This is a genomic window from Vreelandella arcis (genome assembly GCF_900103865.1).
GTDB lineage: Bacteria > Pseudomonadota > Gammaproteobacteria > Pseudomonadales > Halomonadaceae > Vreelandella > Vreelandella arcis.
Map to the genome: position 1 here is coordinate 1 of NZ_FNII01000022.1, position 22,384 is coordinate 22,384.

Consider the following 22,384-nt stretch of genomic DNA (forward strand, 5'->3'; position numbering starts at 1 on the left):
AAAAGTAGCCGATGTAAGTCGAACCAGTAGGTATTTAACGGTGTTACAGCCTGAGTGCGGTACTGGCTGAGGTGCTATGAGAAATCCAGGCTAGGATCCCTCAGGGAGAGTGGGGTACGCCCGAAAACCTCAAAGGCCCCGTCGTATTCTTAGCATCCCAAGCCGCTGGTTACATCAACGGCCACATCCTCTGTGTCGACGGAGGCTGGATGGCATCATAATAGGGATGCGTTTGAAATATGCGCCATGATCAGCTGTGGATTGAGTTTGGAGCGCACTTCCCACTTCTCAGCCTAGCTGCCAGTTGTCTAATGTGCCCTGGTTGTTCTCATAATTAATCGTCAGCTGGCAAAATCCTCCCTGGGTTCATCAGCCCCTTGGGGTCGAAGAGTGCCTTAACGCCGCTGACCAGTTCACGCTCAATTGGTGATAAGCGCGCTAAGTAGGGCGCTTGTTTGGTGCGGCCAATGCCGTGTTCGGCACTGATGCTGCCGTGAAAATCGTCGAGCACCTCAAAAAGCCGCGCTTCCAAGTCGTGCAGGTGGGCTTTCTTATCGCTGTCCGCCATTGCAGTAGGCGGCAGAATATTGAAGTGAAGGTTGCCGTCGCCCACATGCCCGTAGGCAATAATCTCGCACTCAGGTGAAGCAGCCATCACCACCTCACTGGCTTGGGTCACGAAGTCGGGAATCGTTGAGATGGGCACCGAAATATCGGTACGCAGGTGCTCGCCGCGCTGCCGCTGGCCTTCCAGCATGCTTTCGCGGAACTGCCACAGCTGGGCGGACTGGGTGTCGCTGGACGCCAGGGCGCCATCCAGCACCAGCTCGCGCTCCATGCCATTTTCCAGCAGCTGTTCCAGCATTGAACCTAGGTCCACCGGCCCCGTTGCGGCAACCTCCATTAGTACGTACCAGGGGTAGGCGCTGTCCATCGGGTCGCGCAGCTCGGGGGTCGCTTCCATGGCCAACTCGACACAGCGGCGGGGGATCAGCTCGAAGGCGGTCAGCAAATCGCTGCACTCCCGGCGTGCCAAACCATAGAGGTCGATGACCGCCTGAACGGAGGGCAAGCCGAGCAGCGCGGTACGGCTTTGGGTTGGGCGCGGCGAGAGTTTGAGCACCGCGCCGGTGACAATGCCGAGAGTTCCTTCGCTGCCTAAAAACAGCTGCTGCAGGTCGTAACCGCGGTTGTCTTTATGCAGGGCATCAAGGCCCTCCCAGACGCGCCCGTCGGGGAGTACCACTTCTAGGCCTAACACGAGTTCGCGCATCATGCCGTAGCGCAGCACATTAAGCCCGCCTGCATTGGTGGCGATATTGCCCCCAATTTGGCAACTGCCTTGCGCCCCCAATGAGAGTGGGAAGTCGCAATCATGCTCGGCAGCCGCCAGCTTGACGTTCTCAAGGATGCAGCCAGCATCGACCGTGACGGTGAAGTTGACCGGATCGATGGCACGCACGCTATTCAAGCGCTCAAGACTGATCACCAGTTCCTGACCGTTCGCGGCGGGTAAGGCGCCTGCCACCAAGCCGCTATGACCACCCTGGGGCGTCATCGCGATCCCATGTTCGTAGCATCGCTTGGCTACTTCGGCGACTTCTGCAGTCGTTGCTGGGCGTGCCACGGCAATTGGCATGCCCAGCGTATCGCCCGCCCAATCGCTGACATAGCGTGCCATGGCGTCTGGTTCGCGAACTAAGCCACGCTCGCCGAGCAGGCTGGTTAACTCATTGAGAAAGGTAGTGGTGTCACTCATTAAGTCTCTTCCTGCCAGGCAGCACCCTCCGGGAAGCGGTGCTGCGCCTGGGATTCTGCGTGCATGGCAATACTGTAACCCGGCGCCTCGGGTACCTGGTAGCGACCTCGCTTGATGATGACCGGGTCGATAAAGTGCTCGTGAAGATGGTCCACGTACTCCAATACCCGTCCCTCGAGGCTGCCGGAGACCGCGATGTAGTCGAACAGCGAGATGTGCTGGGTGTACTCGCATAGCCCGACGCCGCCGCCGTGGGGGCAAATCGGTACGCCGAACTTGGCGGCCATCAGCGTCACTAAAATCACTTCGTTAAGCCCGCCCAAACGCGCCGCATCCAACTGGCAGTAGTCGATGGCATCCGCCTGGAAGAACTGCTTGAACATCACTTTATTGTGGCAGTGCTCGCCGGTGGCGACGCCGATAGGCGCCACGCGGTGGCGGATTTCGGCGTGGCCGAGGATGTCGTCAGGGCTGGTCGGCTCTTCGATCCACAGCGGGTCGAATTCCGCCAGTCGGCGCATTTTGGTGACGGTCTCATCGACCTCCCACACCTGGTTGGCGTCCATCATCAGCACGTTGTCCCAGCCGATCTCTTCACGCAGTAGCGCCGCGCGGTGAGCATCCTCTTCGGTGTCACCGCCGATCTTCTGCTTGAAGTGCGTCCAGCCTTCGGCCAGCGCTTCCCGCGCCAGGCTACGGACTTTCTCGTCGCTGTAGCCCAGCCAGCCTGCTGACGTGGTGTAGCCGGGGTAGCCGTCACGGCGCATCTCGGCTTCCCGATCCGCTTTGCCGGCAGACTGGCGGCGCAGCAGACAGATCGCTTCTTCCGGCGTTAGCGCATCGGTGACGAAGCGGAAGTCGAGGCAGCGCACCAGTTGCTCCGGGGTCATATCCACCAGCAGTTTCCACACTGGCTTGCCTTCGTTTTTCGCCCACATATCCCACACGGCGTTAACGATGGCGGCGGTGGCGAGGTGAATGGCGCCTTTATCAGGGCCGATCCAGCGTAGCTGGCTGTCGCCGGTGATCTCTCGCCAGAAATGGCCCATGTTGTCGGTCATCGAGGAAAGCGTGCGGCCCTCGATCAGCGGCGCCAGCGACTGGATGGCGGTGACCACGATCTCGTTGCCGCGGCCAATGGTGAAGGTGAGGCCGTGGCCTTCAGGGCTGCCGTCATTGGTGTGCAGGATGACGTAGGCGGCGGAGTAGTCCGGCGCGGCATTCATGGCATCCGAGCCGTCCAGCGAGCGCGAAGTGGGGAAGCGGATATCCTGGATCTCAACGCGGTTTATGGTTGTCATTGTGCTCTCCTGGGCAGTGTTTTGAATGGTTTAAAGGCTAGCGGCGGGCCAGATGGCGCATCAGCTCGCGAATACCGTAGATCCAGGGCGGCAATTGATCGCTTCTGCCCACCGGGTTGACCAGGGCGCCGAGCGCTGGCGTCGCAATAGTGACGCGGTCACCCAGGTGGTGGGTGAAGCCCTGACCTTCGCCGTCGCGATCCTGAATCGGCGAGAACATGGTGCCCAGAAACAGCATGAAGCCGTCCGGGTATTGGTGGTGGTCGCCGATGGTCTGGTGTACCAGGTTCAGCGGGTCGCGGCTGATCTCGCGCATATCGCTCTCCCCCTGGAGCAGGAAGTCGTCGTCCTCGCCTTCGATGCGTAGCGATACCTGGCAGCTGCGCACGCTGTCGATATTGAAGTGGTCATCGAACAGCCGGATGAAGGGACCAATGGAGCAGGAGGCGTTGTTGTCTTTTGCCTTGCCGAGGAGCAGAGCGCTACGCCCTTCCACGTCGCGCAGGTTGACGTCGTTACCCAGGGTGGCGCCGCGCACCTGGCCGCGGCTGTCCACCGCCAGGACGATTTCCGGCTCGGGGTTATTCCACTGCGAGGACGGGTGCAGACCCACCGGGGTGCCGAAGCCCACCGATGACAGCGGCTGGGCCTTGGTAAATACCTCTGCATCGGGGCCGATGCCGACCTCCATATACTGGGACCAGCCGCCGCGCGCCTGCAGGGCTTTTTTAAGCGACATCGCCTCGTCAGAGCCCGGCTTGATTTTAGAAAGATCTTTGCCGATCAGCGCCTGCAAGTCGTCGCGCAGCTCGGCCGCCTTGGCCGAATCGCCGCCTGCTTGCTCCTCGATTACCCGTTCCAGCAGGCTGACGGCAAAGGTGACGCCGCAGGCTTTAACGGCCTGCACATCGCAAGGGGCTAGCAGGTAGGGCGCTTGCGGCTCGGGCCGCTGAGAGTTCGCCAGTAGCGACTCAATGCTGCCGAGATTGGGGCCTTTTGCATTCCGCACTACCTCCAGTACATCGTCGCGCTCCAGCAGATCGGCCATGGTCGGGCCAAACTCGGTAATGTCGACCACCTGGCCGTTTTGCACGCTAACCAGTACGGGCCCGGGGTGGGTGCCCTCCAGCCATACGCGGCCAACCAGCAGCGCGTTATCCAGGTCATGGGGAAGAGCGTCATTAAGGGACAGTGGTTGCATAGGCACCTCTTTTTATAGTGAGAAGTTTTGTAGGGAGAAACGACTGGCGGTTAGTGAACCATCGCCTATCATGTTATGGATGTCGTGTTGTATGACAGGTATGCCAGTTTAGTGCTCACTTTAGCGCACCCTTCTATTGAGGGTCGATAGGTAAATCTTTCTAATCGAAGGTGGTTTCGCAGAGCTTGGGCCTTTTAAAACAAAAAAGCGTTAAGGAGAATTTCATGTTAGACGAGTGGAAAGGAAAGCGAGTGCTGATTACCGGCGCCAGCCGAGGAATCGGCGCGGCGGTCGCCAAGCAGTTGGGTGTCTTGGGCGCCCATGTGGCGGTGCACTATCACAGCAGCGAAGCACCCGCCGAAGCGGTTGCTAGCGCTATTCGCGACGCAGGCGGAGACGCTTTTACGCTTAAAGCGGACGTTAGCCATTCGAGTGAAACCCAGCAGCTTGTTGACGAGGCCGCTGAGCGCCTGGGCGGTTTAGATATGTTAATCAATAACGCCGGTGACATGTTGGGGCGGGTTGGCTTAGAAGCGATGGACGATGACCAGTACGACCGGGTAATGGATCTCAATGTGCGGTCGGTGGTCATGGCCAGTCGGGCGGCATTGCCGCATTTTCGCCGTGCCGGTGGCGGGAATATTATTCACACCACCTCGATTGCTGCACGCAATGGCGGTGGGGGTGGTGCGGGTCTATATGCCTCCGCGAAAGGCTTTGTAAGTACGGTGACGCGCAATATGGCCAAGGAGCTGGCGAGCGATAATATCCGCGTTAATGCTGTTGCGCCTGGAACGATTGCGACTGACTTTCATGAGCGCCACTCCAGCGAAGCGCATCTGGACGCTGCTCGGGCGTCGATTCCCATGGGGCGCTTGGGCACGGCGGAAGAGTGTGTCGGTGCCTATGTTTTTCTTGGCACTGACGCATTGAGTGGCTATGTCACTGGCCAGATCATTGAGGTCAACGGCGGGCAGTTAATGCCATGAGTATGTCGCAGACCGGTAAGGATTCGAATCAGTGCTATGACATTGTTATCACCATGGGCGACCCTGCCGGCATTGGCCCGGAGATTATTTGTCGCGCGTTGAATGCAATGTCTGCCGCTGAGCGTGCCACGGCCATGGTTGTCGGCGATCCGGCCATTTATCGCCGGGCGGCGGCGAGCATTGGCGCCGCCCTGGAGTTTGTGCCGTTTGAGCAGGTAACGAAGGGTGATGACTGCGTGGCCGTTGCCGTCGTGGAGGGGCCTCCGGGGGTCGAAATTCCCGATGGTCACATCAGCGCTGGTGCGGGGGATATGGCGTTTCGCTGCGTCCAGAAGGCTGTAGAGCTGGTGCAGGCGGGGCGCGTGCGGGTGATTGTCACCGCGCCGCTGAATAAGGCGGCCTTGCATGAAGCTGGTCACTACTACGATGGCCATACCGGCATGCTGGCATCGCTGACCGGTGCGCCCTCGTCGTTCATGCTGTTGGCATCGGAAACGCTTTCGACACTGCATGTCTCGACCCATGTGTCGCTACGCGAGGCGATTGACCGCGTCACTCCCGAACGCATCATCGACACCGTTGAGGCAGGGCATGCGCACCTGGTGGCGCTTGGCATGCGTGAGCCGCGTATTGCGGTGGCCGGGCTCAATCCCCACTGCGGCGAAGGCGGGATTTTCGGCGATGAAGATAGCCGCTGTATCGCCCCGGCGGTGGAGCGCTTACGCGAGCGCGGTTTCGATGTGAGCGGCCCCATCTCCGCCGACACGGTGTTTTATCGTGCCTCGCAAGGCGAGTTTGATTTGGTGATTGCCCAGTATCACGATCAGGGCCATATCCCCGTCAAGCTGATTGCTTTTGATACCACGGTGAATGTCAGCCTCGGCTTACCGTTACAGCGCACCTCGGTGGATCACGGCACTGCCTTCGATATTGCCTGGCAGGGTAAAGCCGACGCCACCAACATGGGATCAGCGATTGCTTATGCCCGGCGGTTAGCCAGTGGAACGAACCCGTGAGCGTCTGCCGAGTGGCGGTGATCGCCGACGATTTATCCGGCGCGCTGGATGCCACCGCGCCCTTTGCCTCGCGTGGGGCGGACGCCCGGGTGGTCATTGGTTTGGAGGTTTTAGCGGCGACCCTTGAGGCATGGCAAGGCCAGTGGCCGGAGGTCATCGCCGTGAATACCGAATCCCGCCATTTGCAGGCTGAGGGAGCAGCGTTACGAGTGAGCGAAGCGGCTCGGTTGTTGAAGCAAGCAGCCCCGCAGCAATGGTTTAAAAAAGTGGATTCGACGCTGCGTGGCCAAGTAGTCGCAGAGTGTCGAGCTCTGCGAGAAGCGCTTGGTACTCCTTTGCTGCTGGTGCCTGCGGTTCCGGCTCAGGGGCGAATAGTGCGCGATGCCAAAGTATGGGTGGATGGCATCCCGCTGGCTGACACCGCCTATCAACAGGATGCACGTTCGGCGCCGCTGGTCGGCCCCATCGATCGGGCATTTGCCGCCAGCGGTATGCCCCTACATCGCTATTGCCTCGGGCGGGAGGCGCCCCTTCCTCAGGAGGACTGCGTTGCCGATGCCGAGAGCGACGAAGAACTCTACGCGCTTTATGACGAAGTACTTAAAGAGTCATACAGTCGAGCCATGGCGGGCGCAGCAGGGTTGGCCACGGCTATCGCTCAGCGCTGCTTTGGGTCTTCTGGGGCTCACACACGCTCACTACACAATGTGAGCACAGTGTTATATGCCGTCGGATCCAGGAGCCCCCGCGCTGCCGAGCAGCTCCAGCAGTTGTGCCAGCGCGTGCCCGATTTGGTTGTTGTTGAAGCGTGCAGAGAGCCGTCTGCTGCCCCCTGTGCTAGGCCTGGTAATCGCCACGCTTTGAGTGCCTGTGTGGTCGTGCCTGGCACAAGTGAGACAGAGCGCACTGCGAGCCAGGTAGCTGAGGCGATGGCTGCCTCTGTGGCCGACATTATGAGTTACTGGCGGGGCGATGAGGCGTGCTTACAGTTTTTGACCGGCGGCGACATCGCCATGGCGGTGCTCTCACGGCAGGGCGTGCGATACATCACGGTTGAATCCGAGTGGTCGCCTGGGGTGGCTCTGGGGTATTTGGATGGCGATCCTCGGCGGCGGGTGATGACAAAAGCAGGGGGCTTTGGCGATCCGCAATTGCTAGTGCGCTTGCATCACCAGTTCAGACCAATCAGGCCACCAAAGGGGCGCGGTAAGAACGAATGAAAATCCTTATCTGGATCGTTGCGCGATGGCAGGCGACCAGCTAGGTTTGAATCTAGTGGTATGATACGTATACAGCTAGACGATAAGTTACGTTAATTGCCACCGCTTAAATAATAATTTGCAGCAAATTCACAATAACCAACAACAAGTCCAAAGGTTGTGAGGAGTACACGATGACCCACAAACGCCACCACCGTCCTATCCCCTACCTGCTGACGGCCACGCTTATCGCTGGCGGTCTCTCAGTGACCGGGGCCGTGCATGCCCAAGAAGAACTTAATTTTGCCCACGTCTACGAAACTTCCGAGCCCTACCACGAGTGGGCGCTGTGGGCGGCCGATGAAATCGAGGAGCGTACCGACGGGCGCTATTCGATCAATGTCCACGCGGCATCGTCACTGGGCAAGGAGTCGGACATCAACGAAGGCCTGCAGCTTGGCACGGTTGATCTAATCTATACCGGCAACCAGTTCGCCGGTCGTTTCTACGGCCCGGTGGGCATCGCCGGTGCGCCCTATATGTTCCGCGACTTCGATCATTGGCAGGCCTACGCTGACAGTGAGCTGTTCGATGAAATCGCCCAGGGCTACCAGGATGAAACCGGTAACGTGCCGTTGGCCATGAATTACTACGGACGTCGCCATGTGACCTCCAACGAACCGATCAATACGCCCGAGGACATGCAAGACCTTAAAATCCGTACGCCCAATGCGCCGATGTACATGATGTTCCCGAACGCGGTGGGTGCCAACCCCACACCGATTGCCTTCGCCGAGGTCTATTTGGCGCTACAGCAAGGTGTGGTGGATGCCCAAGAGAACCCGCTGCCGACCATCCGCGCCAAGGCGTTTCATGAGGTGCAGGACTATATCAACCTCACCGGTCACATCACCGACTCTCTGATCACCATCGCCGGTGGCCCGCTGTGGAATCGGCTCTCTGAAGAAGACCGCGAGATTTTCCGTGAGGTCTATACCGAAGCCGGTGAGCGTATCACCCAGGATATCCTGGCCTCCGAGGAAGAGCTGGTGGCCTGGTTCGAGGAGCAGGGCGTGACCGTCAACGAAGTGGATATTGAACCCTTCCGCGAGGCGACGATTCCTGCGCATAACGGCGAAGCCGCTACCTGGGATCAGGAGACTTACGATCGTCTCCAGGCCATTGGGCAGTGATGTCCCACGATCTGATCGTTCCAGGTTAGCTAGTCCCCAAGATAGCGACTTGCCTGGAGCGGACCTTTCGTCAACCAAGACTCGCCCTCCCCTTAGTCATAGGGGAGGGCGAAGGGGGAGCCTTCCGTGAGCCAAAACGATCCTGCTGACGAGATCAGCTTCGCAGGTCTCGACGATGACGCTTTCGATATTCATGACTACAGCATGGAAGATTTCCTGACGCTGGGGATCTTCTGGCTGCTGGCACTGGATGTCTTTCTACAGTTTTTCAGTCGCTATGTGCTCGGCAACTCCATCGCCTGGACCGAGGAGATGGCGCGCTACCTGTTGGTATTAGTAGGCTTTATGGGTAGCACCATGGCCGTACGCAAGGGATCCCATATCGCCGTGGAATTCTTCTATCGCTATATGTCGGGCTGGCTGGGGCGTTTCATGTCAACGCTGGTGGATTTGATCAATATCGCCTTCTTCGCCTCCATGTCCTGGATCACCTTCAAACTGGCCGACCGCACCAGTGCGATGATGGTCTCGGTGGATATCCCCAAGAGCTGGCTCTACTACCTGGTAATGATGGGCTTCATCATGATGCTGGTGAGAGGTGTTCAGGTGGCGATACGTCACTGGCGCTCGGGAACCAGTGAGCTGCTCGATACCCAATAACAACACGCCAACACGGTACTCTCTCGGAGATCACTCCCATGCCCAAGCTTCTGGCTATGCAGCGCGGTGCTGCGATGGTGCCGCCGGTGTTCGCTGCAGTGGCGATACTCGGCTGCATCGCGCTAGCCGTCACCCAGCACTATTTACTGTTCTTGTTTGCGGCACTGTTTACACTGTTGGTGATGGGCGTGCCCATCGCGATCAGCCTTGCCGGTTCCTGTCTGCTCTATGTGCTGCTGACCGGCAGGGTGCCCGATGTCGTGGTGATGCACCGCATGATCAACGGCGTCGACAGCTTCCCGCTGTTGGCCATCCCGTTTTTTATCCTCGCCGGTAACCTGATGAATAACGGCGGCATTACCTCGCGGATCTTTGATTTCGCCAAGGCCCTGATGGGCTGGATGCGTGGCGGCCTGGGTCACGTCAACGTGGGGGCCAGCATCGTCTTCTCGGGGATGTCCGGTGCGGCGGTGGCCGATGCCGGGGGGCTGGGGACTATCGAGATCAAGGCGATGAAGGACGCCGGTTACGACGAGGAGTTCTCGGTCGGTATCACCGCGGCGTCCTCGACCATTGGCCCGATCATTCCGCCGAGCCTGCCGATGGTGATATACGGCGTGATGGCATCTGTCTCAGTCGGTCAGCTGTTTGTCGCAGGGTTAGTGCCGGGTCTGCTGATGGGGCTGGTGCTGATGGCCATGATCACGATCATCTCAAGGCGGCGCGGTTACACCCGAGATGCGGTGTTCTCACTCCCAGTACTCGGCTATACCTTCAAGCGTGCCTTCCTGTCGCTTTTGACGCCGGTCATTATCGTCGGCGGCATCATGAGCGGTGCCTTCACCCCCACCGAGGCCGCCATCGCGGCGGTGGTATACGCGCTGGTGCTGGGTGTCGTGGTCTACCGTACCCTGACCTGGCGCCGCTTGCTCAAGGTCAGCATGGAAACCATCGAGACCACGGCGGTGATCCTGCTGATCGTTGCCGGCGCCTCGATATTTGCCTGGATCCTGACCAGTAACCAGGTCACTCAGCACGTGGTGACTCTGCTCGGGCCATTCGCCGACAATCCCATCGCCACGTTAATCATTATCAACCTGGTGCTAATCCTGGTGGGCTGCTTCATGGAGACTATTGCGGCGATCACCATACTGGTGCCGGTGTTGTTACCCGTGGCGATCACCGCGGGTGTCGATCCAGTTCATTTTGGCGTGATCATGGTGCTCAACCTGATGATCGGTTTGCTCACGCCGCCAGTGGGCATGGTGCTTTATGTGTTGTCGCGGGTTTCCGGCATCTCTTTCGAGAAATGCATGCGCGGCACGCTGCCGTTTTTAGTACCGCTGGTCATCGCGCTGTTGATGGTCACCTTTATCCCGGCCATCTCACTGTGGCTACCGACCCTGATCTACCGTTGATAGGAGCGATCAATTTATGGCTGACCCCCAGCAGGATTTCCGGGTTGCCCGTGAGGATTTGGAACGCTTCATGGGCGAGGCACTTGCCGCAGCTGGCGCTGACCCCGCCTCGGCAGCGGCGGCAACCCGTGCACTGGTCACCGCCTCACGGATGGGCACCGACAGCCACGGCCTACGCCTGTTGCCCCACTATTTGCAGGCACTCAAAGGCGGGCGCATTAAAGGTGCACCTAACATGCACTTTCACCAGCGCTTAGCGGCAACGGGTTTTTTAGATGCGGATGATGGGTTGGGGCATCTGGCGGGTTACACCGCCATGGAGCACGCCGTAAAGATGGCAGATGAAGTGGGCTTGGGGGCTGTCGCCGTGGGTAACTCATCGCACTTCGGGGCAGCAGGGTGTTATGCGCTGGCGGCAGCGGAGCGCGGTTACCTGGGAATGGCCTTCTGTAACTCGGATCCCTTTGTGCTGCTGCATGATGGCGCCAAGCCCTTTCACGGCACTAACCCCATCGCCTTTGCGGCACCTGTTGAGGGCGAATCGCCTTACCTGCTGGATATGGCGACCAGTTCGGTTCCTTGGAATCGCGTGCAGCAGTACGGCGCCATAGGCCGCGAGTTACCGGATCAGGTAGCCGCCGATGCCGCAGGGCAGGTAAGTCGTAACCCCTGCGATGTGGCGGCCTTATTGCCGCTGGGTGGCAGTGACTTTGGCTTTAAGGGCGCAGGGTTGGGCGGCATGGTGGAGATACTGAGTTCGACGCTATCGGGTATGCTTCACGGTTTTAAGCTGCTACCCATGGGCGGGCCGGATATGTCGACGCCCCGAGGCGTAGGGCATTTCTTTCTCGTTATGAAGCCGGATGCATTTGTGGAAGAAGGTACCTTTGCGCGCGGACTGGCCGACTATCTCGCCGACTTGCGTGCCCAGCCCGCCGCTGAGGGTGCCGAAGTGCTGGCGCCGGGTGATCGGGAGTGGCGCTGCCAAGCCAAGCGAGACGCAGAAGGCATCCCGCTGGATTCCGCCAATCAGTTAGCCTATGCCGAGATCGCTACCCAGTACCGAATAACGCCGTTATCTCAACTCGATTGAAGGCTTGGTTGAAGGATAATGGTGAGAAATGCAGTAAAATGGCGGTGAATTCCAGGTTAACCAGGGGTGACTGCCTATGAGCAGATACCGGATCGAGCGTAAAACGCTGTCCGAACAGGTCGCTGAGCAGCTCGAGGCGGAGATTCTCGAGGGGCGGCTGAGTGAAAATGATCAATTGCCTTCAGAAAGAGATTTGATGGAGCAGTTTGGTGTCGGCAGACCAGCCGTGCGTGAAGCGCTGTTTCACCTGCAGCAGCTGGGGCTAATCGCTATCAACAGTGGTACGCGCGCCAGGGTTATTCGGCCCACTGCCGAGGCGGTCATGGCGAGACTTTCCGGGGTCACCCGGCAACTGCTTTCCAAGCCCGATGGCCAACAGTACTTCCAGGAAGCGCGGGCCATGTTCGAGATATCACTGGCTCGCTATGCCGCGTGCAATGCCAGTGAAGAGGATCTAGCCAAGTTACGCGACGCTTTGGCAGATAATCGCGATGCCATCGGGGATGAAGCACGCTTCAAGCGCTCCGATAACGACTTTCATGGGGTGTTGGCAAGCATCGGGCAAAACCCGATCTTTGACGCCATCCATGTGGCGCTGTCGGAATGGCTGGACGACCGACGTGCCCAGGTGCTGCAACAGAAGGACGAGGATAAGGCGGCCACCGCCGCGCATACTGAAATCATCGAGGCCATTGAGTCGCGTGATCCGGACGCAGCCGAAGCGGCCATGCGCCGTCATTTAGACCGTCACTATGGCACCTACATGCAGCTCAAGCAGCGCCTATCACCGGCCCCCGATTAACCTGACCCACCAGGGCACCGCCAAGCGAGCTTTGAAAGCATAACACCACGGCTCGCTTAAATGCGGGTCGTGGCGTTGAAGCTGTCGTACTGGGATACTAAAGTGAAACTCCACGCTTCCAGGGAATAAAGTCGTACTGAGCAAGCTCCACCGCACGGGGCCTAAAACGCCCGGACGCCGTTTCGATGCACATCTCGAGCAAGCGGTCGGCCAGCTCGCCAATCTCTACCTCACCGCGAATGATCGGCCCGGCATCGAAGTCGATGACGTCGCTCATGCGCCTGGCAAGCGAGCTGTTGCTGGCGATTTTGAGCACCGGCGTGACCGGGTTGCCGGTCGGCGTACCCAGCCCCGTCGTGAACATGATCAGATTGGCACCGGAACCGGCCAGTGCTGTGGTCGATTCCACGTCATTGCCCGGAGAGCATAGAAGGCTCAGCCCCGCGCGTGTCTGGGGCTCGGTGTAGTCGAGTACGTCGACGACCGGGCTGTCACCGCCTTTCTTGGCCGCGCCGGCGGATTTCATGGCATCGGTAATCAGGCCGTCACGGATGTTGCCAGGCGACGGGTTCATCGAGAAATCGGCGCCCACCAGCGCCGCATGGCGCTGATAGGCCTCCATCAGTTCACTGAAACGCTGAGCCACTGCATCGTCACTGCAGCGGGCGATCAGCTCGTGTTCCACGCCACATAGTTCCGGAAACTCGCTCAGGATGCCGCTGCCGCCCAGTGCCACCAGGCGGTCGATCACTGCGCCAACCAGCGGATTGGCGGAAAGCCCGGAAAAACCGTCCGAGCCGCCGCATTCCACGCCGATGCTGAGCTTCGACAGCGGCGCGGGCGCGCGCTCGACCTGATTGGCCGTGGCCAGCCCATCGAAGATGGTGGTCAGGGATTCGCGTATCAGCGCCTGCTCGCTGAGACTTGCCTGCTGCTCGAGATAGTGCACCGGGCGCAGTCCCTTGGGGTCGCGCGCCTGAATGGCGGCCTTGATCATGTCGATCTGCGCCTTCTGGCAGCCAAGGCTCAGCACCGTCGCGCCGGCCACGTTGGGATGGCAGATATAGCCGGCAAGTAACTGGCAGAGCGCTTGCGCATCGCCATCCGTGCCGCCGCAACCGAGGGTGTGGGTCAGGAAGCGCACCCCATCGACATTGGGAAACAGTTGTTCCCGGGGCGGCGGCGAGGGCTCGCCGGCATCGCCATGCAGCAGTTCGCGGGCCAACTGCTTGTAGTCGCGGAAGGGATCCTCGCCGAGTGCATCGGCGACGCACTGTCGCAGCACTTCGATATTGCGGTTCTCACAAAACACCAACGGAACGACCAGCCAGACGTTGGCAGTGCCGACCTGCCCATCCGGGCGGTGGTAGCCATCGAAGGTGGCGCCCTGAAAATGCGCGACGTCCGGTGCCTGCCAGCTACCGCGTTTCGCCTGAGGCGTGGAGCTTGAGGTGCTGTGCTCGATGTTTTCGGTAGTGATGGCGGCACCCCGCGCGATGGGGCGGGTGGCGCGCCCCACGGTGACCCCGTACATGATCACGCTGTCGCCGGGTTCAAGGGCCGCGAGGGTGAACTTGTGCTTGTGGCGAATCGCCTCGGTGAGGGTGAGGTGCTGGCCGTTGTCGGTGACCTCGCTGCCAGCGGGCAAGTCTTTCAGGGCAACGAGAACATTATCGGCGGCATGTACACGCAGGGTGCCCAACTGGCCGCTGTCACTGGCGATGGTCTGGCTCATGACGTAGCTCCACTGGCGCCACATACCCTGATACGACGAATACACAGCAGCGCTTCTCCCTTGCGGCAGCTCGGGGGCTCGCGCTGTTCCCGGGTCATGTGGCCTGGTTCGGCACATACGATCGTTCGCATCTCAGTCTCCTGGCTCAGCGCTGCTGGTCGGCTACAACGGTCTGGTGTTGCTCACCGAGGCCTTGGATACCCAGGCGCATGCGTTGGCCGGGCTTGAGGTAGACCGGCGGTTGTTGGCCCATGCCGACCCCAGGCGGTGTGCCGGTGGAGATGACATCGCCCGGTTGCAGGCTCATGAAGCGGCTCAGGTAGCTGATCAGAAACGGAACCTGGTAGACCATGGTGCGGGTGTTGCCGTCTTGGTAGCGCTTACCATCCACCTCGAGCCACATGTCGAGCTGATGGGGGTCTGCCACCTCGTCGGGGGTAACCAGCCATGGGCCCAGAGGGCCGAAAGTATCGCAGCCTTTGCCTTTGTCCCAGGTGCCGCTGCGTTCCAGTTGGAACGCGCGCTCGGAGACATCGTTGACCACACAGAAACCGGCAACGTGCTGCATGGCATCGGCTTCGTCGATGTAGCGACCGGCTTTGCCGATCACCACGCCGAGTTCTACTTCCCAGTCAGTTTTCTCGGAATCGCGGGGAATGATCACCTCATCATTCGGGCCGCAGATGGCGCTGGTCCATTTGTTGAAGATTACCGGCTCCGGGGGAACCTGCGCGCCGGTCTCGGCGGCGTGGTCGGAGTAGTTCAGGCCAATACAGATGAACTTACCCACGCCTGCCACGCAAGGGGCGATGCGAGTGTCGGCAGGCACTTCGGGAAGGCTTGCCGCATCAAGTGCCGCCAGGCCTTCGAGGGTGCGTCGGTCAAGATACTCGCCGGCCAGATCGGTGACATGGGCCGACAGGTCGCGGATCACCCCATTGTCATCCAGCAGGCCGGGCTTTTCATGGCCGCGCGGGCCGAAGCGTAACAGTTTCATCGGTCGGTTCCTTGGTTGTCTCGTGGTTCGACGTTTATGGGATCAGATAAGCCAGCCACCATCGATGATCTGGGCGGTACCGGTGGTGTAGGCGGACTCATCGGCGGCCAGATAGGTAGCAAGAGCCGCAATTTCTTCCGGGCTGCCCAGTCGCCCCTGGGGCTGGCGGGCGATGAATTCGGCGTAGACATCGTCTTCCTTGCGCCCCTGTCGCTTGGCTTGTTCGCCGATGCGCTGGCGCAGCGAGGGCGAGTCCACCGTGCCGGGACAGATGGCGTTGCAGCGGATTCCCTGCCCGATATAGTCGGCGGCCACCGACTTGGTTAGGCCGAGTACCGCGGCTTTAGTGGTGCCGTAGGCGCAGCGGTTGGGTACGCCTTTGAGGCTCGATGCCACCGAGGCCATGTTGATGATGCTGCCGCCGCCATTGTCGAGCATGGCCGGCAGCAAGGCGCGAGTTATCCGCATCATCGCCATCACATTGAGTGATAACGATAACTCCCAATCGTCATCGCTGCCGTCCAGCAGCGAGCCGTTAGCCACGTAGCCAGCGCAGTTGAAGAGGATGTCGACGGCACCTAGTTCGGCGGCCAGCGCCTCGATGGCGGCAGCGTCCAGGACATCGAGCCGGCGTTTGGTAATGCCGGGGATATCGGCCAGTTCGTCGAGAGTTTGGGTATTGATATCGGTGGCAATGACCCGCGCGCCTTCTGCGGCGAAGCGCAGTGCTGTGGCCCTGCCAATACCCTGGCCTGCGGCGGTGATCAGTGCCGTCTTGTTGTTGAGTCGCATGGCGGTTCCCGGTGCTATTGTTATTGATCCGGTGATGATCGCTTGTCGGTCTGTTGCAATAGCCACTGTGTGATGGCGGTCGTCGCATTGATGACGATAAGTCATATGGTATGACAGGATGCTAGGATGATGTTTATCCAAGTATGGCCTAGTTACTGGTTGTTGCCAATATTTTGGGATGCATCATGAAATGCAAAAGGGACGGCCGAAGCCGTCCCTGAAAGTGCTCTTGAGTATTGCCTTTTAATAGAAAATTGAGCTGTAGAAAAGCGAACAGTTGAGCGCTGTTTATTCCGTCATAGACGATTCAGCAATCTGTTGGAATTCTGCCACCAGATCTTCGCCAATGCGCGGGGCCCACTCGTCATAAACTGGCTGTACGGCCTCCTGGAAGGCGGCAATCTGTTCGTCACTAAGACGAGTGATTTTCATGCCGCGCTCTTCAAGTTGATTACGCGACCAGTCGTCGTATTCGCTCGAGAGCTGGATTTCGTAATCGGCTGCTTGTAGTGCTGCTTCCTGTATAAGCTCTTGATATTCAGGGTCTAGGGTGTCCCAGGTGCGCTCGGAAATCATCTTGATAAAGGGCGTATAAACGTGACGGGTCTCGGAGCCGTACTCCTGAACCTCATAAAAATTGGAGGTCAAAATAGTGCTCCAGGGGTTTTCCTGGCCGTCGACAACGCCCTGTTCCATGGCGGAGAACAGCTCGCCAAACGCCATGGGCGTGGGGTTAGCGCCCAATGCCTCCCAAATGGCTAGGTGCACCGGGTTTTCCATCGTACGAATGGTCAGGCCGCGAACGTCTAAGCCCGCCACGTCTTCTGGCGAGGAGACTTCCCGGGCGCTATTGGAGAGCTGCCGAAAGCCGTTCTCAGAAAATGCCAAGGCTTTGATGCCGCTACCATCGAACGCGTCAAGCATTTCCTGGGCGGCATCGCTACGCATAGCCTCAACGGCAGCTTCCCGGGTAGGCAGCAAGAAGGGCAGGTCAAAAACAGCCAGTTCCTCCACATAGCTAGTGGCAGGGGACGATGAAGGGTAGGTCATATCCAGCGTGCCGGTCTGCAGCATCTCCATCATCTGCACGTCGTCACCGAGTTGGCTGTTGGGGAAGACATTAACGGTGATGCGCCCTTCACTGCGCTGGTCAAGAATATCCGCAAAGTACTGGCTAGAGATGTACTGAGGCGAGCTTTCGGCCAAGCCAAGCCCCATGCGTAAGGTGACACTGCCGTGGTCGCCGACTGTGTCACCCTCAATCTCTGGCGGGTCGGATAAATCGGGCGTTTGCGCGTAGGCGATGCCCGAGCTGAGCAGTGTGGCACCGGTCATTAACAGGGTGCGTTTCCAAAGATGATGCATAGTCGTCACTCTCCTGGCGTGCTGCAGGCCGCTTTGCTAAGAGCATCTTCCAAGCGAGCTACAGCGTGGTTGCTATTGTTGTTGTATGTAAGCGGCGCTCACGCAGAGGGTGCGAACGCCACAGCCCTTAGCTGAATGTCTACCGATTTGCTGATATGTTCAACATATACTTTTGTATGTATCGACGCCATAGTAAAGACAGCGTACCGTCATGGTATCCCTCCCCTACATTTTAGGGAGTTTACTGAATCGATGATGTTGGTAGGGCCGTTTTCGTGTCTTACGCATGCCTACTAACTTTTATATTTACTTTAGGCGTGGAGCGGAACCATGGTCAATTCTCAGCGAATAACTTCTGAACAGTTGCGTTCACGTTACTGGTTCGATAACCCCGATCACCCCGGTACCACAGCGCTGTGCATTGAGCGCTACCTTAATTACGGTATCACGCTGGATGAGCTGACCAGCGGCAAGCCGATTATCGGTATTTGCCAATCGGGTTCGGATTTAACCCCGTGCAATCGCCATCACATTGACCTGGTAAAACGGGTCAAAGATGGTATCCGCGCGGCGGGCGGGGTGCCGTTTGAGTTCCCCATGCACCCGATTCACGAGAACGTTCGGCGTCCCACCGCCGCGCTGGATCGTAACCTGGCTTACTTGGGGCTGGTGGAAGTGCTGCACGGCTATCCGTTAGACGGGGTGGTTCTGACCACTGGCTGTGATAAAACCACCCCGGCTGCGCTGATGGCCGCGGCAACGGTGAATATTCCGGCCATTGTGCTCTCCGGTGGTCCGATGCTCAACGGCTGGCGCGGCGCCGAGCGGGTGGGCTCGGGCACGATTATTTGGGAGCTACGCAAGCGCCTGGCGGCGGGCGATATCGACTACGCAGAGTTTCTTTCCCGTGCCAGCGATTCAGCGCCCTCAATTGGCCACTGCAATACCATGGGCACCGCTTCCACCATGAACTCCATGGCCGAAGTGTTGGGCATGAGCCTGCCGGGTTCAGCGGTGATTCCCGCGCCCTATAAAGAGCGCGCGATGGTGTCCTACGACACCGGCACGCGGATTGTCGATATGGTCTGGGAGGATCTGCGCCCGCTGGATATTCTGACCCGCGAAGCGTTTGAAAACGCCATTGTGGCGTGCTCGGCCTTGGGTGGTTCCTCCAATGCGCCGGTGCATATCAATGGGATTGCTCGCCATGCGGGTATTACGCTGGATAACGATGATTGGCAACGCCTGGGTCATGAAATCCCACTGTTGGCCAACGTCATGCCCGCCGGTGCTTTCCTGTGCGAAGAGTTCTACCGCGCCGGGGGCGTGCCCGCGATCCTCCATGAGCTACAAACGGCGGGTAAGCTGCACGGCAGTGCGCTGACGGTCAATGGCCGCTCGCTGGGCGATAATGTACAGGGCCGTGAAACCCAAGACCCCGATGTGATTTGTCGCTATAACGACTCGTTGGTGGATCATGCGGGCTTCCTCAACCTCAAGGGCAACCTGTTCGACTCGGCGCTGATGAAAACCAGCGTGATCTCCCGGGATTTCCGCGAGCGCTTCCTGAATGACCCCAGCGACCCGGACGCCTTTGAAGGCAAGGTAGTGGTTTTTGATGGCTCCGAGGATTACCACGCCCGTATTGACGACCCGGCTCTGAACATCGATGCGCACACCATTCTGGTGATGCGCGGGGCCGGACCGGTAGGCCACCCCGGCGGTGCCGAAGTGGTCAATATGCAGCCGCCGGAGGCGCTGATCAAACAGGGTATCGAATCGCTGCCCTGCCTGGGCGATGGCCGCCAGTCGGGCACGTCGGGCTCGCCGTCGATTCTCAACGCCTCCCCGGAAGCCGCCACGGGCGGTGGCTTGGCGTTGCTGGAAAGCGGCGACCGGCTAAGGGTCGACCTAAAGCGCTGCAAAGTGCAGCTACTCATTGACGCCAGCGAATTGGAAGCGCGCCGCGAGCGTTTGGCCCAACAGGGTGGCTACCGCTACCCCGGCCATCAGACCCCCTGGCAGGAGATCCAGCGCAGTATGGTCGAACCACTGGATCGCGGCATGACGCTTATCCCAGCAGCCCAGTATCGCGATGTGGCCCGCCAGCATCCGCCCAGGGATAATCATTAAAGGGATAAGCATTAAGATGAGCCGTTTGAGTACCTTGTCGCATCGCCAGCAAGGCCTGTTATTGACGGGTGGCGGCGCGATAATAATGGCACCCGATGCCTTGCTGATTAAGGTGGCCGATCTGCCCGATGCGGAAATTCTGATGTGGCGTGGCTTTCTTTCGGGATTAGGTTTTCTACTGATTGCCCTGCTGCGCTATGGCCGTGGCACCCTGGCGGCTTATCGTCGTTGCGGCTGGACGGGCATCGCCGTGGCGCTGCTATTTAGCCTGACCACCTGTGGTTTCGTGCTGGGCAATCAGTACACCAAAGCGGGCAACGTGTTGATGATACTGGCAAGTTCGCCGCTTATCGCTGCCGTGCTCTCCTGGGTCATTCTCAAGGAGCGTTTACCCAGGCGCACTTGGCTGGCGATTTGTCTTTGCATGCTCGGCATCGCAATGATTGCGCTCGACGACGCAGGCGCAGGTTCCTGGGTGGGTAACGCTTTCGCTTTAATGGCGGCGACGACTCTGGCGATTAATTTTACCCTCTGCCGTACGCGCCCAGGTGTCGATATGAGCCCAATGCTGGTGTTCAACGGCATTGTCGTCGGCAGCATCGCTGGGCTGTTTTGGCTTGCGGGAAGCGAGCCGACCCTGCCAGCAACGAACCAACTCGCCGTGGTCATCCTCCTGTGCCTGATCATTGTGCCTTGTGGGGTCACGTTGCTGCAGCGTGGACCGCTGTATCTGCCCTCTGCCGAAGTGGGCTTGTTACTCCTGCTGGAAGTGGTAGTGGGCACGCTGTTGGCCTGGTGGATTCTAGGCGAACAACCTGCCCCGGTGGCCATGGTCGGTGGCGTTCTAGTGCTGGGCACACTGAGTGCTAAAGGCCTTTATGAACGGCGTCTGGAACTGAGGCAGCGGGCAGTGCTTGAAGCTGCGCTGCCGGTAACAGTAGACCGGTCAAGTACGTTATGATGAGCAGGAATCGAAACAGGGTCTTATCGCAGTGACGTCATCTCCCAGTAAACCAATAGCGCGCCCCAATATCGCCGAACATCTCGCTGAGGAAATCTTCAGCGGGCGCTATCATCCCGGGGATTTTGTACCTCGTGAAATGGATTTATGCGAACGCTTTGCGATTAATCGCTCGGCGGTGCGTAGCGATCTGCGTCAGTTGGTTGATGCCGGTATTATTGAGCGAATTTCCGGCCATGGCTCCAAGGTGCGTGAGTACTCGGAGTGGCATATTCTCGACGCCCAGGTGACCGATTGGTTAACCCGCTACGCCGCGCCCAATCCCGAAATTCAGCGCGAAATCCTTGCCTTCCGACTGGATGTGGAGCCCTATGTGGCGATGACCGCCGCCAAGCGGGCTAAGGCGCGTGATTTGGTTGCCATCGAAGAGGCCTTTGAAGGACTGGGGCAGAATTTACGTAATGCCACCTGCGAAGAGGAGCGGCGGCTGCATAGCGAGTGCGATGTCGCCTTTCACGAGGCGATCTTCAAAGCGACCCATAATATCGTCTGGGCGCAGCTATCGCATATTCTGCGCCCTTCTATCTTTATGCTGGTCTCCATGTCCAACGAGAACGCGCCGGATCCTGAAGAGAGCTTGGAGCGCCACCGTCGGCTGATGGAGAGTATTCGGTTGCGCCGCCCCCGGGAGGCGTTTTTAGCCTCCCAAGCCGTATTGGCCGGCACCGCCGCAGCGCTGGGGCTTGAGCACAGCACCAGCTCGTTGGGCCGTAGTGTCGAGCTGCCCCACACCGCCCCTGAACCCATATTCAATGGTAAATAACAAAGGCAAGCGTATGTCTGACTTCAACCTCGGTTTGGTGGGCGTTGGCAAAATCGTCCGCGACCAGCACCTCCCGGCAATCGCCGCCACCCCGAACTGCCAGCTTATCGCTACGGCAGATCCCTACGCCTCACTGCCGGATCTACCCGCCTATCAAGACCTGGAAGCGATGCTCGACGCCCACCCTGAAATTACCACCGTCTCAATCTGCACGCCGACGCACCTGCGCTATTCCCAGGCGCGGGCAGCGCTGATGCGTGGCAAGCACGTGCTGCTTGAAAAGCCACCGGGGGCGACGTTAAGCGAAGTGGAGGACTTGATTGCCTGCGCCGAGAAGCAGGGCGTTAGCCTGTTTGCCGCCTGGCACTCGCGGTTTGCCCCCGGCGTGGCGAATGCCCAGCAGTGGCTCGCGGAACGGAAGGTTCAGCGGGTTGAAATCGTGTGGAAGGAGGACGTGCGGGTATGGCATCCGGGGCAGGCATGGATCTGGGAGCCCGGTGGGATGGGCGTTTTCGACCCGGGTATTAACGCGCTGTCGATTGCCACGGCGATCTTGCCCCAGCCGTTCTTTCTGCAACAGGCGCGGTTGCTGGTGCCGAGTAATGCGCAAACACCGATTGCCGCTGAGTTATCCTTTACCGACCCAGAGGGTGCGGCGATTGAGGCCGATTTTGACTTTCGTCAGAGCGGCCCGCCCACCTGGGATATGCATATCGACAGTGATGGCAGCCGTTTGAGTCTCACCCAGGGCGGCTGTCGTCTGATGATCGACGATGAACTTATCATCGACGCTGAAGAACGCGAGTATCAAGGTTTATATGCGCGCTTTGCCGAGCTAATCGCCAACGGGCGCAGCGAGGTAGATGTGGCCCCGCTGCGCCAGGTCGCCGATGCGTTTCTATACGGTCATCGTGAAACCACCGACGCCTTTATCGAGTAACGCTGGT

20 protein-coding genes are annotated in these 22,384 nt (G+C 59.3%); 13 read left to right on the forward strand and 7 right to left on the reverse strand.

Features of this window, described 5'->3' with window-relative positions:
* The first annotated feature begins 95 nt into the window (after positions 1–95).
* Positions 96–221, forward strand: a complete 126-nt coding sequence (locus tag BLR97_RS18060) for an SDR family oxidoreductase (protein WP_422821939.1) — start codon at positions 96–98, stop codon at positions 219–221.
* A 113-nt stretch (positions 222–334) separates the two neighbouring features.
* On the opposite strand, the gene BLR97_RS18065 is transcribed toward BLR97_RS18060, so the two are convergent.
* The 3 genes from BLR97_RS18065 to BLR97_RS18075 are packed head-to-tail and all read right to left on the reverse strand — an operon-like array spanning position 335 to position 4,261.
* Positions 335–1,759, reverse strand: coding sequence for an FAD-binding oxidoreductase (locus BLR97_RS18065; protein WP_089708092.1), 1,425 nt, complete (start codon positions 1,757–1,759; stop codon positions 335–337).
* A complete protein-coding gene (locus BLR97_RS18070) occupies positions 1,759–3,060 on the reverse strand; it encodes an L-fuconate dehydratase (RefSeq protein ID WP_089708094.1) in 1,302 nt (433 codons plus the stop codon). The genes BLR97_RS18065 and BLR97_RS18070 overlap by 1 nt, the downstream gene beginning before the upstream one ends.
* Before the next feature lie 37 nt (positions 3,061–3,097).
* Positions 3,098–4,261: a fumarylacetoacetate hydrolase family protein gene (locus tag BLR97_RS18075; protein WP_089708096.1), complete on the reverse strand. Its 1,164-nt coding sequence runs from the start codon at positions 4,259–4,261 to the stop codon at positions 3,098–3,100.
* Between the two features lie 224 nt (positions 4,262–4,485).
* On the opposite strand from BLR97_RS18075, the gene BLR97_RS18080 reads away from it, so the two are divergent.
* From BLR97_RS18080 to nanR, 8 genes are all read left to right on the forward strand, one after another.
* On the forward strand, positions 4,486–5,250 hold the full coding sequence (locus tag BLR97_RS18080) for an SDR family NAD(P)-dependent oxidoreductase (protein ID WP_089708098.1): 765 nt from the start codon (positions 4,486–4,488) through the stop codon (positions 5,248–5,250).
* The gene (gene pdxA, locus BLR97_RS18085) at positions 5,247–6,266 is read left to right on the forward strand and encodes a 4-hydroxythreonine-4-phosphate dehydrogenase PdxA (RefSeq protein ID WP_244511388.1); all 1,020 of its coding nucleotides are present in this window, start codon (positions 5,247–5,249) and stop codon (positions 6,264–6,266) included. The genes BLR97_RS18080 and pdxA overlap by 4 nt, the downstream gene beginning before the upstream one ends.
* Entirely contained in the window at positions 6,263–7,486 is a 1,224-nt protein-coding gene (locus BLR97_RS18090) for a four-carbon acid sugar kinase family protein (protein ID WP_089708102.1), read from the forward strand. Before pdxA ends, BLR97_RS18090 begins: the two co-directional genes overlap by 4 nt.
* A 173-nt stretch (positions 7,487–7,659) precedes the next feature.
* On the forward strand, positions 7,660–8,658 hold the full coding sequence (locus BLR97_RS18095) for a sialic acid TRAP transporter substrate-binding protein SiaP (protein WP_089708104.1): 999 nt from the start codon (positions 7,660–7,662) through the stop codon (positions 8,656–8,658).
* Between the two features lie 126 nt (positions 8,659–8,784).
* Positions 8,785–9,318 carry a TRAP transporter small permease gene (locus BLR97_RS18100; RefSeq protein WP_089708106.1) on the forward strand — a complete coding sequence of 178 codons (534 nt, stop codon included), beginning with the start codon at positions 8,785–8,787 and terminating at the stop codon, positions 9,316–9,318.
* Positions 9,319–9,356: 38 nt separating this feature from the next.
* The gene (locus BLR97_RS18105) at positions 9,357–10,736 is read left to right on the forward strand and encodes a TRAP transporter large permease (protein WP_089708108.1); all 1,380 of its coding nucleotides are present in this window, start codon (positions 9,357–9,359) and stop codon (positions 10,734–10,736) included.
* A gap of 16 nt (positions 10,737–10,752) precedes the next feature.
* Entirely contained in the window at positions 10,753–11,829 is a 1,077-nt protein-coding gene (locus BLR97_RS18110; RefSeq protein WP_089708110.1) for an Ldh family oxidoreductase, read from the forward strand.
* A gap of 76 nt (positions 11,830–11,905) precedes the next feature.
* Positions 11,906–12,631: a transcriptional regulator NanR gene (gene nanR, locus BLR97_RS18115; RefSeq protein ID WP_089708111.1), complete on the forward strand. Its 726-nt coding sequence runs from the start codon at positions 11,906–11,908 to the stop codon at positions 12,629–12,631.
* Positions 12,632–12,728: 97 nt separating this feature from the next.
* Here the strand turns inward: nanR and BLR97_RS18120 are convergent, their stop codons facing one another.
* The 4 genes from BLR97_RS18120 to BLR97_RS18135 all read right to left on the reverse strand — a co-directional run bounded on the left by BLR97_RS18120 (position 12,729) and on the right by BLR97_RS18135 (position 17,520).
* Positions 12,729–14,366: a UxaA family hydrolase gene (locus BLR97_RS18120; RefSeq protein WP_089708113.1), complete on the reverse strand. Its 1,638-nt coding sequence runs from the start codon at positions 14,364–14,366 to the stop codon at positions 12,729–12,731.
* Between the two features lie 145 nt (positions 14,367–14,511).
* Positions 14,512–15,363, reverse strand: coding sequence for a fumarylacetoacetate hydrolase family protein (locus tag BLR97_RS18125; protein ID WP_089708115.1), 852 nt, complete (start codon positions 15,361–15,363; stop codon positions 14,512–14,514).
* Positions 15,364–15,405: 42 nt separating this feature from the next.
* Positions 15,406–16,155 carry an SDR family oxidoreductase gene (locus tag BLR97_RS18130; RefSeq protein ID WP_089708116.1) on the reverse strand — a complete coding sequence of 250 codons (750 nt, stop codon included), beginning with the start codon at positions 16,153–16,155 and terminating at the stop codon, positions 15,406–15,408.
* A gap of 288 nt (positions 16,156–16,443) precedes the next feature.
* Positions 16,444–17,520: a TRAP transporter substrate-binding protein gene (locus tag BLR97_RS18135; protein ID WP_089708118.1), complete on the reverse strand. Its 1,077-nt coding sequence runs from the start codon at positions 17,518–17,520 to the stop codon at positions 16,444–16,446.
* Between the two features lie 330 nt (positions 17,521–17,850).
* Here BLR97_RS18135 and BLR97_RS18140 point away from each other — a divergent pair, with 330 nt between their 5' ends.
* The 4 genes from BLR97_RS18140 to BLR97_RS18155 are packed head-to-tail and all read left to right on the forward strand — an operon-like array spanning position 17,851 to position 22,377.
* On the forward strand, positions 17,851–19,653 hold the full coding sequence (locus tag BLR97_RS18140; protein ID WP_089708120.1) for an IlvD/Edd family dehydratase: 1,803 nt from the start codon (positions 17,851–17,853) through the stop codon (positions 19,651–19,653).
* Between the two features lie 16 nt (positions 19,654–19,669).
* Entirely contained in the window at positions 19,670–20,614 is a 945-nt protein-coding gene (locus BLR97_RS18145; protein WP_089708122.1) for a DMT family transporter, read from the forward strand.
* Between the two features lie 31 nt (positions 20,615–20,645).
* On the forward strand, positions 20,646–21,437 hold the full coding sequence (locus tag BLR97_RS18150; RefSeq protein WP_089708123.1) for a FadR/GntR family transcriptional regulator: 792 nt from the start codon (positions 20,646–20,648) through the stop codon (positions 21,435–21,437).
* Positions 21,438–21,450: 13 nt separating this feature from the next.
* Complete coding sequence (locus tag BLR97_RS18155) at positions 21,451–22,377, forward strand: Gfo/Idh/MocA family protein (RefSeq protein ID WP_089708125.1); 927 nt, start codon at positions 21,451–21,453, stop codon at positions 22,375–22,377.
* The last annotated feature ends 7 nt before the right edge of the window (positions 22,378–22,384 follow it).